13 protein-coding genes are annotated in these 14,936 nt (G+C 41.8%); 8 read left to right on the top strand and 5 right to left on the bottom strand.

Going from position 1 to position 14,936, the window contains the following annotated elements; all coding sequences use genetic code 11:
* Window positions 1-31 precede the first annotated feature (31 nt).
* The 3 genes from HQQ94_RS03625 to HQQ94_RS03635 all read left to right on the top strand — a co-directional run bounded on the left by HQQ94_RS03625 (window position 32) and on the right by HQQ94_RS03635 (window position 2,862).
* The gene (locus HQQ94_RS03625; RefSeq protein WP_173293138.1) at window positions 32-958 is read left to right on the top strand and encodes an SDR family oxidoreductase; all 927 of its coding nucleotides are present in this window, start codon (window positions 32-34) and stop codon (window positions 956-958) included.
* Window positions 958-2,211 (top strand): sensor histidine kinase KdpD, encoded by a 1,254-nt coding sequence (locus tag HQQ94_RS03630; protein WP_173293139.1) that lies wholly within the window; start codon window positions 958-960, stop codon window positions 2,209-2,211. Before HQQ94_RS03625 ends, HQQ94_RS03630 begins: the two co-directional genes overlap by 1 nt.
* An 84-nt stretch (window positions 2,212-2,295) precedes the next feature.
* On the top strand, window positions 2,296-2,862 hold the full coding sequence (locus HQQ94_RS03635; protein WP_173293140.1) for a response regulator transcription factor: 567 nt from the start codon (window positions 2,296-2,298) through the stop codon (window positions 2,860-2,862).
* A 79-nt stretch (window positions 2,863-2,941) separates the two neighbouring features.
* Here the strand turns inward: HQQ94_RS03635 and HQQ94_RS03640 are convergent, their stop codons facing one another.
* The 5 genes from HQQ94_RS03640 to metJ all read right to left on the bottom strand — a co-directional run bounded on the left by HQQ94_RS03640 (window position 2,942) and on the right by metJ (window position 6,930).
* Window positions 2,942-5,002 carry a TonB-dependent receptor gene (locus HQQ94_RS03640; protein WP_254303991.1) on the bottom strand — a complete coding sequence of 687 codons (2,061 nt, stop codon included), beginning with the start codon at window positions 5,000-5,002 and terminating at the stop codon, window positions 2,942-2,944.
* A 147-nt stretch (window positions 5,003-5,149) separates the two neighbouring features.
* A complete protein-coding gene (locus HQQ94_RS03645; RefSeq protein WP_173293141.1) occupies window positions 5,150-5,329 on the bottom strand; it encodes a DUF6435 family protein in 180 nt (59 codons plus the stop codon).
* 82 nt (window positions 5,330-5,411) lie between these two features.
* Window positions 5,412-5,831: an SWIM zinc finger family protein gene (locus HQQ94_RS03650; RefSeq protein ID WP_173293142.1), complete on the bottom strand. Its 420-nt coding sequence runs from the start codon at window positions 5,829-5,831 to the stop codon at window positions 5,412-5,414.
* A gap of 196 nt (window positions 5,832-6,027) precedes the next feature.
* The gene (locus tag HQQ94_RS03655; RefSeq protein WP_173293143.1) at window positions 6,028-6,225 is read right to left on the bottom strand and encodes a hypothetical protein; all 198 of its coding nucleotides are present in this window, start codon (window positions 6,223-6,225) and stop codon (window positions 6,028-6,030) included.
* Window positions 6,226-6,609: 384 nt separating this feature from the next.
* Window positions 6,610-6,930 (bottom strand): met regulon transcriptional regulator MetJ, encoded by a 321-nt coding sequence (gene metJ / locus HQQ94_RS03660; RefSeq protein WP_173296497.1) that lies wholly within the window; start codon window positions 6,928-6,930, stop codon window positions 6,610-6,612.
* Between the two features lie 241 nt (window positions 6,931-7,171).
* Between metJ and metB the strand changes: the two genes are divergently transcribed.
* The 5 genes from metB (at window position 7,172) to HQQ94_RS03685 (ending at window position 14,812) form a co-directional block, all read left to right on the top strand.
* A complete protein-coding gene (gene metB, locus HQQ94_RS03665) occupies window positions 7,172-8,338 on the top strand; it encodes a cystathionine gamma-synthase (RefSeq protein WP_173293144.1) in 1,167 nt (388 codons plus the stop codon).
* 20 nt (window positions 8,339-8,358) lie between these two features.
* Window positions 8,359-10,752: a bifunctional aspartate kinase/homoserine dehydrogenase II gene (locus tag HQQ94_RS03670; RefSeq protein ID WP_173293145.1), complete on the top strand. Its 2,394-nt coding sequence runs from the start codon at window positions 8,359-8,361 to the stop codon at window positions 10,750-10,752.
* Between the two features lie 143 nt (window positions 10,753-10,895).
* Window positions 10,896-11,786 (top strand): methylenetetrahydrofolate reductase, encoded by an 891-nt coding sequence (gene metF / locus HQQ94_RS03675; RefSeq protein WP_173293146.1) that lies wholly within the window; start codon window positions 10,896-10,898, stop codon window positions 11,784-11,786.
* 88 nt (window positions 11,787-11,874) lie between these two features.
* A complete protein-coding gene (locus tag HQQ94_RS03680) occupies window positions 11,875-12,462 on the top strand; it encodes a hypothetical protein (protein ID WP_173293147.1) in 588 nt (195 codons plus the stop codon).
* 682 nt (window positions 12,463-13,144) lie between these two features.
* Window positions 13,145-14,812, top strand: a complete 1,668-nt coding sequence (locus HQQ94_RS03685; RefSeq protein WP_173293148.1) for an Ig-like domain-containing protein — start codon at window positions 13,145-13,147, stop codon at window positions 14,810-14,812.
* The last annotated feature ends 124 nt before the right edge of the window (window positions 14,813-14,936 follow it).

The following is a 14,936-nucleotide window of genomic DNA, read 5'->3' on the forward strand; positions in this document are numbered from 1 at the left end:
TTTTTTAAGCAAAGAGTGAACCGAGGTTGTAATGGCAAAAATCATGATCACAGGGGCAACGGGTCTTTTAGGCAGAGCAGTTGTTCAGCAGTTGACATTAAGCAATCGTCATGAGCTTATCGCGACAGGCTTTAGCAGAAGTGGCGTAGGTATAAATAAACTCGATCTCACCGATGAGCTGGCGCTCAATGATTTTATCGGCTCACAGCAACCTGATGTGATCCTTCACTGCGCCGCAGAGCGCAGGCCTGATGTTTCCGAACAATCCCCTGAAGCGGCATTAGCACTCAATCTTAAAGCGACCAGTACATTAGCCAAAGCGGCGAAGCAACAAGGAGCTTGGGTACTCTATATTTCGACAGATTATGTGTTTGATGGCATAACCCCAACTTACTCTGAAAATGACGTACCAAATCCAGTTAACTTTTATGGTGAATCTAAGCTGCGCGGCGAACAAGTGTTGTTAGACATTAGCAATGATTTTGCCGTATTAAGATTGCCTATCCTTTATGGTCAAGTTGAGAAAGTGGATGAATCAGCTGTCTTGGTATTATTAAATCAACTACTCGATAAAAAACCACAAAATGTTGACCATTGGGCAATTCGTAGCCCGACATCGACCCAAGATATTGCCATGGCGATTGAGAACATGCTGGCCCTGAAACTCGACACTAAAACCATTAACGGCATTTATCATTTTAGTGCTGAGCAAAGTATGAGTAAGTATCAGATGTTGCTAGTGCTCTCAGAGCTTCTTGGCAGAGACACTCAACATTTAACCGCTGTTTCTGAGCCGCTAGATAGTGCTAAACGCCCACAGGACTGCACATTAAGTTGCCAGCGGTTGGCAGACTTAGGGATCCGCTCTCAAATAGGGTTTAGACAAGGGGCGCAAGCTAGCCTAGTCAACTCTGCAAAGGCCTTGTCGTTGGTTGGCATTAGCTTGAATGAATTGTGATGTTGAAAAGTATTTTCTGGCAAAAGCTGCCTAATGTAAGTGCATCTGATCAACTGGCTGCGTTACGGATCTTAGGGCTGATACTTAAATTAGTGCTGACATTTTTAGTGGCTGACACCTTTGGTCTTTCTTTGGGGAGTTCAGAGTTAAATTATGCGCTTATATTAGAAGCTGTCTATTTGGCTGTGACGTTTAGCATACGCAAGTCACTGCAGTTGACCGACATTGGTTTATTTATTGCTCTCTTGTTTGATACCGCTTTTTGGATCACGTGGCTTTATTTTTCTGGTGGGGCAACCAATGCGTTTATTTCGCTATTGTTAATGCCCATCGCAATTGCTGCTGTTATTTTACCTCGTTGGGCTCCATGGACATTAACCTTAGTGTCCACATTGGCTTATAGTGTGATGCTTTATAGTGTTCCGCTAGATATGATGCAGGGTCACGGTATGGATATGGGATCTCATTATCTTGGAATGTGGCTTAATTTTGTCATTTCGTCGTTGGTGTTAACCACCAGTGTGGCATTCATTGCGAAGCGAATGCGCAGGCAAGATGCCGAGCTTTCATATATGCGTGAAGCACAATTAAGGCAAGAAAAGTTACTGGCTTTAGGTACGGTATCAGCCCAAATGGCTCATCAGTTAGCAACGCCATTATCAAGTTTGAGATTATTAATAGAAGAAGTTGCAGAGGGGGCTGATGCGAACACGTCAGCGGTGCAGGAGATGAATGTTGCTTTGTCTCGCTGCGAACAAACTTTAGTGAATTTGAGAGCCGCGACTGAATCAATACGGCAACAAAAGCAGTTTGAAATAGCAGCGGGGGAGCTATTGAATCAACTCGAACAGCAGGTGATGCTCTTGATGCCAGAGGTGCAACTTGACACCGCGTTGGGCATCGCTGCCCACGACTCATTAGTGCAAAGCGATACAAGCTTGTTGCCGGCTATTTTATCATTAATCGAAAACGCAGCGCGAGCAAGCAAGGAACATATGGGGGCGCAGAAAGTTAACGTTAATATCGAATTAGAGCGGCATTATTTAACACTTAGGGTCAGAGACTATGGCGCTGGGATCCCCAGCGGACTTATTTCTCAATTAGGTTATCAGTTAGTGGAGAGCCCCACTGGTATGGGGGTTGCGCTTATGTTGAGCCATGCAAGTTTCGAGCGTTTAGGGGGCAGTCTGTTGCTGGGAACGCATGTAGAAGGAGGCACTGTGGCTGAAGTGAGTTTACCATTAATATCATAAGGTTAGATCTTGAATATGATTGGGTTATGCTTGGCAGTCATGGCTGCAGCAGTGCCTTGATTGATTGTTGTGGAGAAAATGCAAATGAATAGTCATAAATTGTTGATTATTGAGGATGATCTCGCTCTGGCTGGGATATTAGATAGGCGTATGTCGCGCCATGGATTTAGTTGTCTTCAAGCCCATGATGCCAGCAAAGCGCTGTTGGAAGCTCGGCAGTTTAAGCCCACACACATTTTACTCGATATGAAGCTAGCGCAAGACAATGGCTTAAATTTGATTTCTCCATTACGCCATGTTTTGCCCAATGTGGTGATGGTGTTGTTGACGGGATATGCCAGTATTGCTACCGCGGTTGAAGCTATTCGTTTAGGTGCAGATAACTATTTAGCTAAACCTGTCGATACAGCAACGCTGTTGAACGCCTTAATTGAGCGGCAGACTAAAGGGGAATTGGTCGATCTTATTGAGCTGGATGAAAAACCACTGAATCCTAAGCGATTGGAATGGGAGCATATACAACAAGTGCTCAATCTCAATAAAGGCAATGTGTCGGTAACTGCACGTCAATTGGGGATGCATCGACGTACTTTACAGCGTAAATTACTTAAAAAACCAACCTTAGATAATCGTCATTCTGAGGTATGTTAATCGCAGGTCTTGGAGTGTTATTTTTGATAAGTTTGTTTGCCATCCTTGGCTTCTCATTATGATATTTTTATTGGCTCAATTAGAAGCGATACTCGCCAGTCACCCAAGCATTCATACCGATACCTTGCATACGCTCACCAGAGGCGAGATCGCCGCCCATAACCCGGTTATATCCAGCTAAATGGTCTTCATATTCAGTATCAAACAAGTTGTTGACGCCTGCTTTTAGCATCCAGCTATCGGCGTTATATCCCGCTGAAATATTCATCAAGGCGTAACCGGCTGTGGTTGCTTCTAATTGAGTCTCAGATACCTCATTTTGCGCTGCGACTGCGACTCCTTCAATGCGCCCTTGCCAATGCCCATTTTGATAGTTAAGACCCAAATTGACTTTAGGTGGTGCTATTCGATATAGATTATCGTCGATATCACGTCGCTCCCCTTTGATATAGCTGGCGTTCATATCGATTTTCCAATTATCAGCGAGTTGATAAAGGGCTGCGACATCCATGCCATATAGTTGCGCATCAACATTGGCAAACTGCATGGGGTTGTCATCTCCCATCATTTGGGCTGCCATGATCACTGCAGGATCGCTTGATTGAACCCCTTGAATATAGTTGTCGATACGATTGAAGAAAATACGTGGGCTGATGGAAAATTTGTCAGTGGTAAATTCAGTCCCGAGTTCCAGCTGATAAGCGGTTTCAAGCTCAAGATCCATTTGGCCAACATAGGTGCGGCCATCAGCAAGTCCGCCGGTTGATTGCATTGGTACCCATAAGTATCTTTGCTGATAGCTGGCACTGTCTTGTTTACGCGCTAAACCTAAAATCCAGCTCAGCTGTTCATTTACCTGATAGCGACCATTTATCACCAGATCTAACCCCGTTTGTGACTGAGATCGGTCAGCATCATTGTATCTGTCCATCAAGGTTTTAATCGCAGGCATGCTGCCTGCCATAGAATGTTCAACTTCATCTGCATCGGTTTGATAATGTTTAACGCGTGCACCTAGTTGCCAATTCCACTGGCCGATATCTTGTTGCCATTGAGCGAAAGCGCTATAAGTATTGTCTTTAACGCCATTAAAATTATCGACATTAAACATGGCATTAGTGGGATCCGATATCACCGAATTATGTTCACTCAGTTGGGTATTTAACCCGAATAACCAAGCTTCTTTACCGAAGGATATTTCACCATCGAATCCTGTGCTATCGGCACTATTATAGCGGGCGTTCATGGTTGGCATCTTCATGCGTTCACTGAAATTATCCATGCCATGTTTGGCATCGCTATAGGCTAAATGCCAGTTAAGATCCCAATGATTAATTTCATGTTCACCTTCTACTTTAATGCGATCGGTGCGAATAAAATCAATATCCATAGGTAAAGCTGGCGTACCTGCTGCGGTGGTCTCTAAGTGCTGGTAACCTATTGCAATTGATTCATCAATTGAGTCTGAATGACTTAAATTGACACGGTACTGCCCACCCACCATGGTTTTGTCATAGGTGGTTGGTTTGATTTCTTTATTGCCACCAGTGGTGATATTGTCCTGACCTTTTAAGATGTCAGTATAGACGAGTAAAGCATGATCTTGCCCTCCCACGTTAGCTTTAGCGCCTAGGTGACTGCGCTGACCATTATCTTGGTATTGACCAGCGACTTTGCCACTGGTCTCGTCGAAGTTAGCTTGAGATTCTACGACCTTAATACTGCCGCCTAAAGTGTCTACTCCTGATGATACCGGTGCTATACCTCGCGTCATCTCAAGGCTTTCTGAATTAATTAAACTGGCGTAGCTTAGTGGGGTGTCCATTGCATTAGGGCCTGCTCCTGGCAGGGATACCCCATTAACTTGAGTGTTAACGCGATCGCCAAATAGGCCACGGTATTGTGCTATGCCAGTGACGGGACCATTACTGTTGACGGCAGCGCCAGGTAGGTTTTCCAGTAAGCCACTGATGTCAGTTTTGGGAACACTTGATTCAGGACTTACTGCACTCGATATTCCTTGGTGCTGGCCGGTGATTTCAATGATTTCGATATCATTGTCATCGGCATACGAAGGAGTGACGGAGATAAGGGTTGAAGCAAGAGAGAGTGAAACAAGAGAGGTTGGTAACTTCATCATGATTTTATGGCTATGTTGTCATCTATTTATACAGGTGTTGCAATAATGACAGCGCGAAGAGGGACTGACAAAATAAATGCAGTAACTGCGACACCTTGTCGCAGTGGGTCTGTGTGTTCTTGTTGTATTTTTTGGCCGATTACTGTCTCATTTTGTTGTTGATTGTTCTAATGCAATTATTTGAATTTCGATTTTTTCAGCTTCTGCAGTGATCATTGAATATGATTTTATATCACCATTTCTTTGTGCATGCATAGCTTGTTCAAGTTTAGCAGCGTACAGTTTTTCTAACTTTTTAATCGGGTCATTTTTAAATAATGAAAACATATGCGAATAATATTCAGTGGGCTGTTTAAGTCTATACGGTTATCAATTGGTTTTGGTTCATATTTTTTTAGTTTTACAAGAGTTATTTTAGTGAATGTTTATTCTGTTTTTTAATCGTGGAATAAATATCTTCCATGGCACCAATAAATGAATTTGAGCGTGCCCAAAATTCGGGGTAGTCACCTTGTTTTTGATCAATGAAGCCTGAATATCGATTGTGTCTTGATCTATTGTGGATAATTCCCAATCTGTCATGTAATTCTGTTGGTGTAAGGCCTCTAAATTGGAATAGTAACATAGGGTTACTGTCTAGAATGTTGGCTGTTCGAAAATAGACGCCAGCGATATGTTTACATGGGGTAGCATCATCAGGACAATCACAATGGGCTTTTATATCCTGGTAAGTTTTAGGTAAAAAATGTGTGTTTCCAAACGCCTCTTCAATATTACTTGGCATTTCATTGAGCATTAATTTAGATAACCAGCCGGGGTTATTGCTCAAGGTGCTGATAATACTTTGCCATTGTTTGTCTGATATGGGGTTAAAAGTGAGTGAAACTTTATACCTTGGTTCTTTTGTTACCTCGAAGTAAGGATTGATGTTACCTCGTATTGTGGCTTCTATCTGGTTGTCGATAATATCAAACTGGAGTACTCGACTGTCAGTATGGTAGGCGCGGCCACGTTGTCATTGGAGGTTACTCTGCAGTGAGCAAGTCTTCGACTCCTACTATGCCGAAGTATTGAACTGAGTTTTTTATCGAAATTTTTTTTGCGATCAAATGACCATCTTTAAAAATCTTAATGACTTTTTTACCCCCTCTGTCGTTGGTGGAATATTCATGATCATCGTTGAGGCGAAGGTTGTCGAACTGAGTTTTCATTATAAGGTGCATAAATTCCTCATTAAGTAAGTTTATGTGATCCCTACCTATTTATCACTCTCTTAATTTAGCAGTTAGTGATTAAATGTTAAACATTTATTTCATATTGTATAGTGAGCTGGTCCTATGTTTATGCTAGATCTCAGCAATAAACAACACACGCTTATATTTAATACCATTGGTATTAAATATTCATACGGACTCAGATAGTCTACTGCTGATATATATTCTTTATGCATCGGATTTGCATTTTGAAGGGGACCATCTGGATGTAACCACAATCGTTGGTGGTGATAATACGGTCTGTGTGATAGTACAAAGCAGGTATCGCTTTTGAACAGAGTTAATAATAAATGGGGATCGCAATAGGATCCCTGACATTGATTGGTTGGTTAGCTATTCCTCATCTTCATCTTCCCACTCGATGCCCATTTCATTCATTAAGCGTTTTACTTCTGCTGGAATGCTGTCAGGTTTATCTTTTGACAGGTCTTCATCATTCGGCAGGGGCTGACCTGTATAGGCATGTAAAAAAGCTTCGCAAAGCAGTTCACTATTCGTGGCGTGACGTAGGTTTTTTACCTGACGGCGTGTACGTTCGTCGGTTAATACCTTAAGTACTTTTAAGGGAATGGACACAGTAATTTTTTTTACTTGTTCATTCTTCTTGCCGTGTTCAGCATAGGGGCTGATGTAATCGCCATTCCACTTAGTCATTGACTCACCTGTAAATTCAAAATTCGGGGCAGATTTTAACCCTTTAATTTGTACAGTCAAATTATTGCCTCTTATTTCCATTAAATGCAAATAGATCCTGCCATATTTGGATGTTTAGATGCCTAGATGTCTGTTATAGGATTGACTAGGGTGACACACTTAGGTATTTTAGACGTCCAGACATCTATTTGTTGTGTTGGATATAAAGTATGATGCTCAGTAATTCGCTTAGGAGTCATAGATGACAGAACGTAAATTAGCCACCATCGCAGTACGCCAAGGGATTGAGTCCGATACTCAACATGGTGCAGTAGTCCCGCCTATTTATCTTTCCACCAATTACGCTTTTGATGGACACCAAAATCCAAGAGAATTTGATTATAGTCGCTCAGGCAATCCAACACGTTCGATTTTGGGCGATGCCATTGCTGGTTTAGAAAGAGGGGCTACCGGTGTGGTGACCTGTACAGGTATGGCCGCCATTACGTTAGTGACTAGTTTGTTAGGCCCTGACGATCTTTTACTTGTTCCCCATGATTGTTATGGTGGTAGTTATCGATTGTTTACTAATTTGGCTAAAAAAGGCCAATTTAAGCTAAAGGTCATTGATCAAGCCGATAGTCAGGCCTTCAGCGATGCGATAGCACTTAAACCTAAAATTGTGTGGCTGGAAACGCCATCGAATCCTTTGCTTAGAGTTGTCGATATTGAAGCGATTGCGACAGCAAGTCATGCTGTCGAAGCTCTGGTAGCGGTCGATAATACCTTTTTGTCACCTATTTTACAGCAACCACTTTTGCTCGGCGCTGATATCGTTGTTCATTCGACCACTAAATACATTAATGGCCATAGTGATGTTGTTGGTGGCGCTGTGGTTGCTAAAGATCCGCAGTTAGGAGAGTTATTGCATTGGTGGTCAAATACATTAGGACTGACGGGATCGGCGTTTGACAGTTATCTTACGTTACGGGGAATACGTACTCTGCCTATCCGCATCAGAGAGCATCAAGCTAATGCGCAAAAAGTGTTAGATGTACTTATTAATAGCAATGCAGTAGATAAGGTATATTATCCTGGTTTAAAAGATCATCCAGGTCATGAAATCGCCGCGAAACAACAGCAAGGTTTTGGTGCAATGCTGAGTTTTGAGCTAAAAGGCGGTGAAAGCGAATTAGTGGCCTTTTTAGCAAAACTATCTGTGTTTTCAGTTGCAGAAAGTTTAGGTGGTGTCGAAAGTTTAGTGGCGGTGCCTGCGACCATGACCCACAGAGCAATGGACCCTGAGGCGCGAGCAGAAGCTGGAGTTAAAGATACGCTTATTCGCCTTTCTGTTGGTATTGAAGACGCTGATGATTTAGTGGCTGACATTAAAGCTGGACTTGCTGCTGCATCTTCAGCTAATTGTTAATTAGTTTATAGGAGTTAGAGATGGCGCGTGGTCATTTACATAAATTTGGCGGTTCTAGCTTAGCGGATGCAGACTGTTATCGCCGCGTGGTTCATATTCTTCTGACTCACGGTAATAGTGACGATCTTGTGGTTGTCTCAGCCGCAGGTAAGAGTACTAATTTTCTTTATGAATTACTTGCGTTAAAAGACTCGTCGCAGCTGTGGCAAGAAAAATTACAAGTGTTGATTAGTTTTCAGCAAAATTTGATTGAGCAGCTGCTATCCAATGAGCAAGCAAGAAGCTTGCGTGAGCGTTTATCGATTGATAAGTATCAGTTGATTAGTCTGTTTTCTCTTGATGACATCAATGAATATAAGCGTAGTGAGGTCGTCAGTTTTGGCGAGCGTTGGTCTGCTCGTCTATTAGCTGCGTTATTGAGAGAGTCTGGTGTGGCGGCGAATGATGTCGATGCCAGAAGCTTACTAATTGCTGATGAGGGTGCCATCCCTCAAATTAGACTCGACGAATCACGGAGCCGGGTACAGCAACGTATTGAAAATAGTCCTAATGAAAGACTTATTATCACAGGGTTTATTTGTGCAAATCGTCAAGGCGAAACTTTATTACTTGGACGAAATGGCTCTGATTATAGTGCCACTTTAATCGCCAGTCTTGCCGATATTGACCGTGTGACGATTTGGACTGATGTTGAAGGCGTGTTTAATGCTGATCCTAATAAGATTAACGATGCAAAGTTACTTAAAAGCCTCTCTTTAGACGAAGCTAATCGTCTCGCACATTTAGGCTCTCCAGTGCTACACAATCGGTCGTTACAACCCTTATTTAATACCAATGTGAGCTTAGCGGTACGTTCGAGCTATGCATCGCATACTGATTTTACCCTCATCGCTCCCAAGAGTTCTTCAGCCAGCGCACCAGTGGTGACGAATTTACCATCGGTTGCATTATTCAATTTTAGATTAACAACGGGACCATCACGTGTGCTTAAGCTATTGGCAGATGCGGGGCTCATTCCATTAGCGCATTGGAAGTTAGCACATCATCGAGTTGAGTTTGCGTTTACTCATGAAAACAGTAAACAAGTTCACACCATACTTGAAGGGATCGATGCATCATTGGGTCTCAGTGATATTAGCGTGCGTGAAGATTTTGGCCTAGTAGCCCTGGTCAGTGCTGATGCGAGTCTTTATCGTCGAGGTTTTGCGCGTTTACTCAGTCGAGATGCCAGACCACTGTTTAATGATGGCTTGAGTCTTGTGACCTTAGTGCCTTATGGGCAAGTGAACTTACTCACTCAAAAGGTCCATCGTCGTTGTACCGGTCCTCGTAAACGTATTGGTGTACTATTACTCGGTGTCGGAAACATAGGTGAAGCTTGGGTTGAACTCTTTAATGGGGCGCGAACGTCACTGAACAAAGAATTGGAAGTCAATGTTGAGCTGGTGGGGCTAGTGAGTTCAAAGAAAGCCTTGTTAAATGACCAAGGGATCGGCTTAACCTTATGGCAACAGGCGTTTGAGCAGCAAGCTAAGCCTTGGCAATATGATGATTTATTTGATGAGCTTCAGGCGCTTGAATGTGATGAACTGATCGCGCTTGATATCAGTGCCAGTGCAGATCTTACTTTGCAATATCCTGAATTTTTTTCCCGTGGTATTCATGTGGTGAGTGCCAATAAACTTGCGGGCTCAGGGCCCTTAGCCTTTTATCATGAATTAAAGCAGCAATTGGGTAATCGGCGATTATTTTGGCGATACAATGCCAGTTGTGGTGCTGGACTACCGGTACAACACGCGTTAAATGACTTGCATAATAGTGGTGACAATATCGAAGCGGTGGGCGGAATATTTTCGGGTACTTTATGTTGGTTATTTGAAAAGTATGACAGCCAAAAACCGTTTTCAGAGTTGGTGTTAGAAGCCAGAGATTTAGGCATTACCGAGCCAGATCCTCGTGACGATCTCTCTGGGCGAGATATGCAGCGTAAGCTTCTTATTCTTGCTCGTGAAATAGGACATGATATTGAGCTTGATGATATTGAGCTAAATTCACTGGTGCCCGCTGCGTTGGCTGATATTCCATTAGCGCAATTTTTAGTCCGTATTTCAGAATTGGATAACGTGATGCAGCAGCAGTTTCAGGCAGCATTAGAACAAGACAAGGTACTGCGTTATGTGGCTTGTTTGGATACCATAGATGGCCAATTAAAGGCGAAAGTGGGTATAGAGTGGGTTCGTCGTGAGCATGCGTACGCAAACTTGACTCCCGGTGATAACGTGTTTGTGATCCGCAGTAGCTTTTATCAGGATAATCCATTAATTATCCGTGGGCCTGGTGCCGGTCGAGAAGTGACGGCTGCAGCTGTGCAATCAGACCTTGCGCAAATTTGTCGGGATTTAGTGCTGGAATAATGACTCTTTATTTTTTCTACTTGACTTAACTCTCATTTTCTCTACTATGGATGTATAGACGTCCAAACGTCCAAATGATTTCTGTATCTTCAAGTAGATTAAGAAACAAAATAATAGACAGTAACGCAGTAGAGGGAATAGAGATGAGTTTTAATCATGCACAACATTCAACATCGTTAAACCAGAGCTTGTCTGAGCTCAATGGCGATATTAATGTTTCTTTTGAATTTTTCCCTCCAGCCTCTCCAGAAATGGAACAAATCCTTTGGAATTCTATTCGTCGTCTAGCGCCACTCAACCCTAAATTTGTTTCGGTGACATATGGGGCCAATTCAGGGGTTCGAGACCGTACTCATGGGGTGATTGAGCGGATCCAAAAAGAAACTAATTTGGTTGCTGCACCCCATTTAACATTGGTTGATGCCAGTGACGAAGAACTAAAAGAGCTGGCAAAACAGTATTGGAATTCAGGCATTAAAGATATTGTTGCTTTGCGTGGAGATTTACCTGAAGGCAGTGCAAAACCCACTCGTTTTGCTAATGATTTAGTGCGTTTGCTGCGCTCAGTTGCTGATTTTGATATTTCTGTTGCTGCTTACCCTGAAATGCACCCAGATGCACGCAATGCACAGGCCGATCTGATCAATTTAAAGAAGAAAATCGATGCGGGTGCTAATCGCGCCATTACTCAATTTTTCTTCGATGTGGAATCTTATCTTAGGTTCCGTGATCGTTGTGTGAGTGCCGGTATTGATGTTGAAATCGTACCAGGTATATTACCCGTGACGAATTTTAAACAACTTAAACGTTTCGCAGGCATGACGAATGTTGGGATCCCTAGCTGGTTACATAAACAGTTTGAAGGATTAGATGACGATCCCGTTACTCGGCAGATGGTTGGGGCTAATGTGGCCATTGACATGGTGAAAGTACTGTCCAGAGAGGGGGTTAAAGACTTTCACTTTTATACCTTAAACCGAGCTGAATTAACGTATGCTATTTGCCATACATTAGGCGTGAGACCGAATAAATAAGCTGTAGTTAATCAGTGATAACGATGCCCTGTCTTTATACCCAATTTAGATAGGGCATTTTTGTATTGGTAGAATAAAGGCGTGTGATATGAATATTATTCTGGTCACTGATATTTTTGGCTCAACAGAATCTATTTCGTTGCTCCAAAAAAGGATCGAGAAAACGGGTTGTCAATCTACTATTGTCGATCCGTTTAATGGTGTTAATAAACACTTTAAGAGTGAGCCGTTAGCGTACCAAACCTTCCTTGCTGAGTGTGGCCATGATAAATATTGTGATTTGCTAACCAGTAAAATTGAAAATACTAATGGTCCGAGTGTCGTGGTAGGTTTTAGTGCAGGGGCTTCGGCTGCTTGGAAGTCACTTGTGATGTCGAGTCATGCAGGTGTTGCACATTTTATCGGCTTTTATCCAAGCCAAATACGTTACCATTTAGATGTTTGCCCTCAATTACCCGTTAGTTTAATTTTCCCCGCTGTTGAACCTCATTTTGAGATTGATGAAGTGATAAAAGTGCTATCCATAAAGCCTGAGGTTTACACCCATAAAACAGATTTTAATCATGGTTTTATGAATCCACTCTCATCAGAATACTCAGCTAATGCGGCTGGCTATTATATTGATATTTTGTGTCAAGTTAGCTTACTGATGAATATTACGGATTGCCGCCGTTGATTAGGTGATATCTGAAAACTGATGGATAAATACCATCAACATTATGTGAACATCTGTTGATGGTGGAACTCCACTAGACCCATTCTTATGCTATTAATTTTATTTTTAAGATTTATCTCTATGATTGAAAATTATTCGAGTTACGGGTAATGACAATGTTTGTTTCGTTAGGTCAATAATCTTAGAATATTCGTGAAAGATAGTTCCTCTATAGATCATATTAAAAATATCTCAATTTTTTAACCCTGAAGTGAGCCCTGTTACAATTTGCATCTCAGTATTGTTATTTTATTTTTTATAAATATATTGCCTAAATAACTCAAAGGTTGTTCTTATTTTAAACCATTTTAAGTTGTGGATACATAGTGTTGCAAACTTATCATTTAAGAAAGAGTTTGGAAATGTTATCTTGCTCCAAAATAACGCTAAGGCATTAAATTATTAAGGGTTTTAAATTTTACGCCGATTAATTGTTAGTATTTTGTTTCGAGTCTGAATGTGGTGACCATTATTAGGTTTTTATTTTTAACGTTTAAAATTTATATACTCTCATGTGTTGTTTAATCTAAGGGACAGTTTTATCACTGCTTAGTTATTTTTTATGCGATTGTGTTTTACGTATTTTTTAGCATATTTTTAATTTTCAACTCTTACTAATTACATATATTTTCAGGATGGATTTATGACTACTAGAATAAGGCAGTTGTTAACTGTTAGGACTATGATTTTATTTATGGTGATAGTTTTTTGTTTTCCGCTGTTATCTCAAGCAGCTCAAGAAGTGTTGCATGGTGGAGGTGGCACACTAAGAGAAATTGAGCGTGTTAGAATTACGGCAGCAGGTGGTGCTACTCAAATTTATACAGGTGAAACGCTACAATATAGTGCTGAGGTGAGTAATTCAAGCTCAGGAAATGATTGGGTTCCTGTTTCCGCAAGCGAAGTATCCTGGGATGTTCTCGTCAATGGAGATCAACCTGAAGATTTAGTCTCGATAGATGAACAAGGTTTAGCGACAGGTATTGCAGCGGGTGATGTTGAGATTATAGGAATATACGAAGGGGAGGGTGGTACTCAAGCTTTGACAGTTATCAAAGATGTACTTGAGAGTATTGAGATCACGATTGAAATACAGGAGTTACCTGTTGGTTCTACTTCCCAGGTAACGGCCATGGGTACTTTTATTAGTGGCACAAAACCAATAACAGATGTAGATCATTTACTGTGGAGGAGTTCAAAGGCAGAAACAGTAAGCGTGACCTCTACAGGTGTAGTAGAGGCCTTGGTCGAAAATGATAGTGCAATTATTACTGCAGAGCTTGATCTCGTTCAATCTAATCCAATCACAATTACAACTAATGATGCCATTTTGGCAGCGTTAACCATCCGCTCAGAGCATGGTGTTACTGAAGTTGCTGTCGGTTTGACTGAGTCTTATGTTGCTGAAGGGCATTACTCTGATGGTAATGATTATCCTTTACTAGTCGGACCAACTTGGCGCAGCGATACTCCTGACAAAGCAACGATTGATTCAGCTTCTGGTGAGTTAACGGGCGTGGGTGAAGGGTCCACAAATGTTACGGCTACAATGGCTGATGCCAATGGTGATAATATCGAGAGCGCTCCTCTGGAGGTCATAATAATACCCGCAGTATTACAGGGGATTAGAATTGAGCCTGTTTTAGAAGGTGGCGACTTAACAGTTGTAGGAACATCGACTGAATTTTCAGTCATTGCTGAATATTCCGATGGTGATATTACACTCAATTCAGGGGATGTATATTGGGGAGCTGGGATTGGGAGCACTGATATGACTGCTGATGGTGTTATAACACCTGAGCAAGCATGTTTAGAAAATAATTGTAGTATATATGCTGAATATGAGGGGAAGAATGCGACGGCGTATTACACTGCTGTAGATCTTAAATCGCCCATTCATCTTGACGCTAGAAGCAAGGATTTTCTTGGTTGGAAAGTTGTGCTGTCTGCTACTCAGCAACAAGTGGTCGGTTTTTATGGCACGGAATATGGTCTAACTAGTCTAGATTTTACCGAGTTAGTCGATACATGGGGGCTTATTGATGATGTGAGTCCATTACCAGCAATAGATATTACAGGAGATTTTAAGCTTGCTGTAATGAATCAAGCTGAGTTGAGTGAAGTTTATACTTTAGCGGGTGACACTTTTAACAGTTGGTCTGAAGGGTTTCCAACAACGGATATCGATCAAAAAGGGGTATGGACACGAACAGAGGTGAACACTAATACTCATATTGTTCTTCCTGGAGATCTTGAAGGAGATGAGCTTGAAACTCACTATGTCATGGTCATATTAACAAAAGCATCATAATGATTTTTTAGTTTTAAATGAGGTTATTTTAGGTGAGTTTGACTATTTTCCTGTGTCGCAAAACTTGGTGATACGAGCCTGCTTTTTTTACAGAAAGCGGCTTTACTATCATGAGTAACGTTGA

This window comes from Shewanella sp. VB17 (assembly GCF_013248905.1).
Lineage (GTDB): Bacteria > Pseudomonadota > Gammaproteobacteria > Enterobacterales > Shewanellaceae > Shewanella.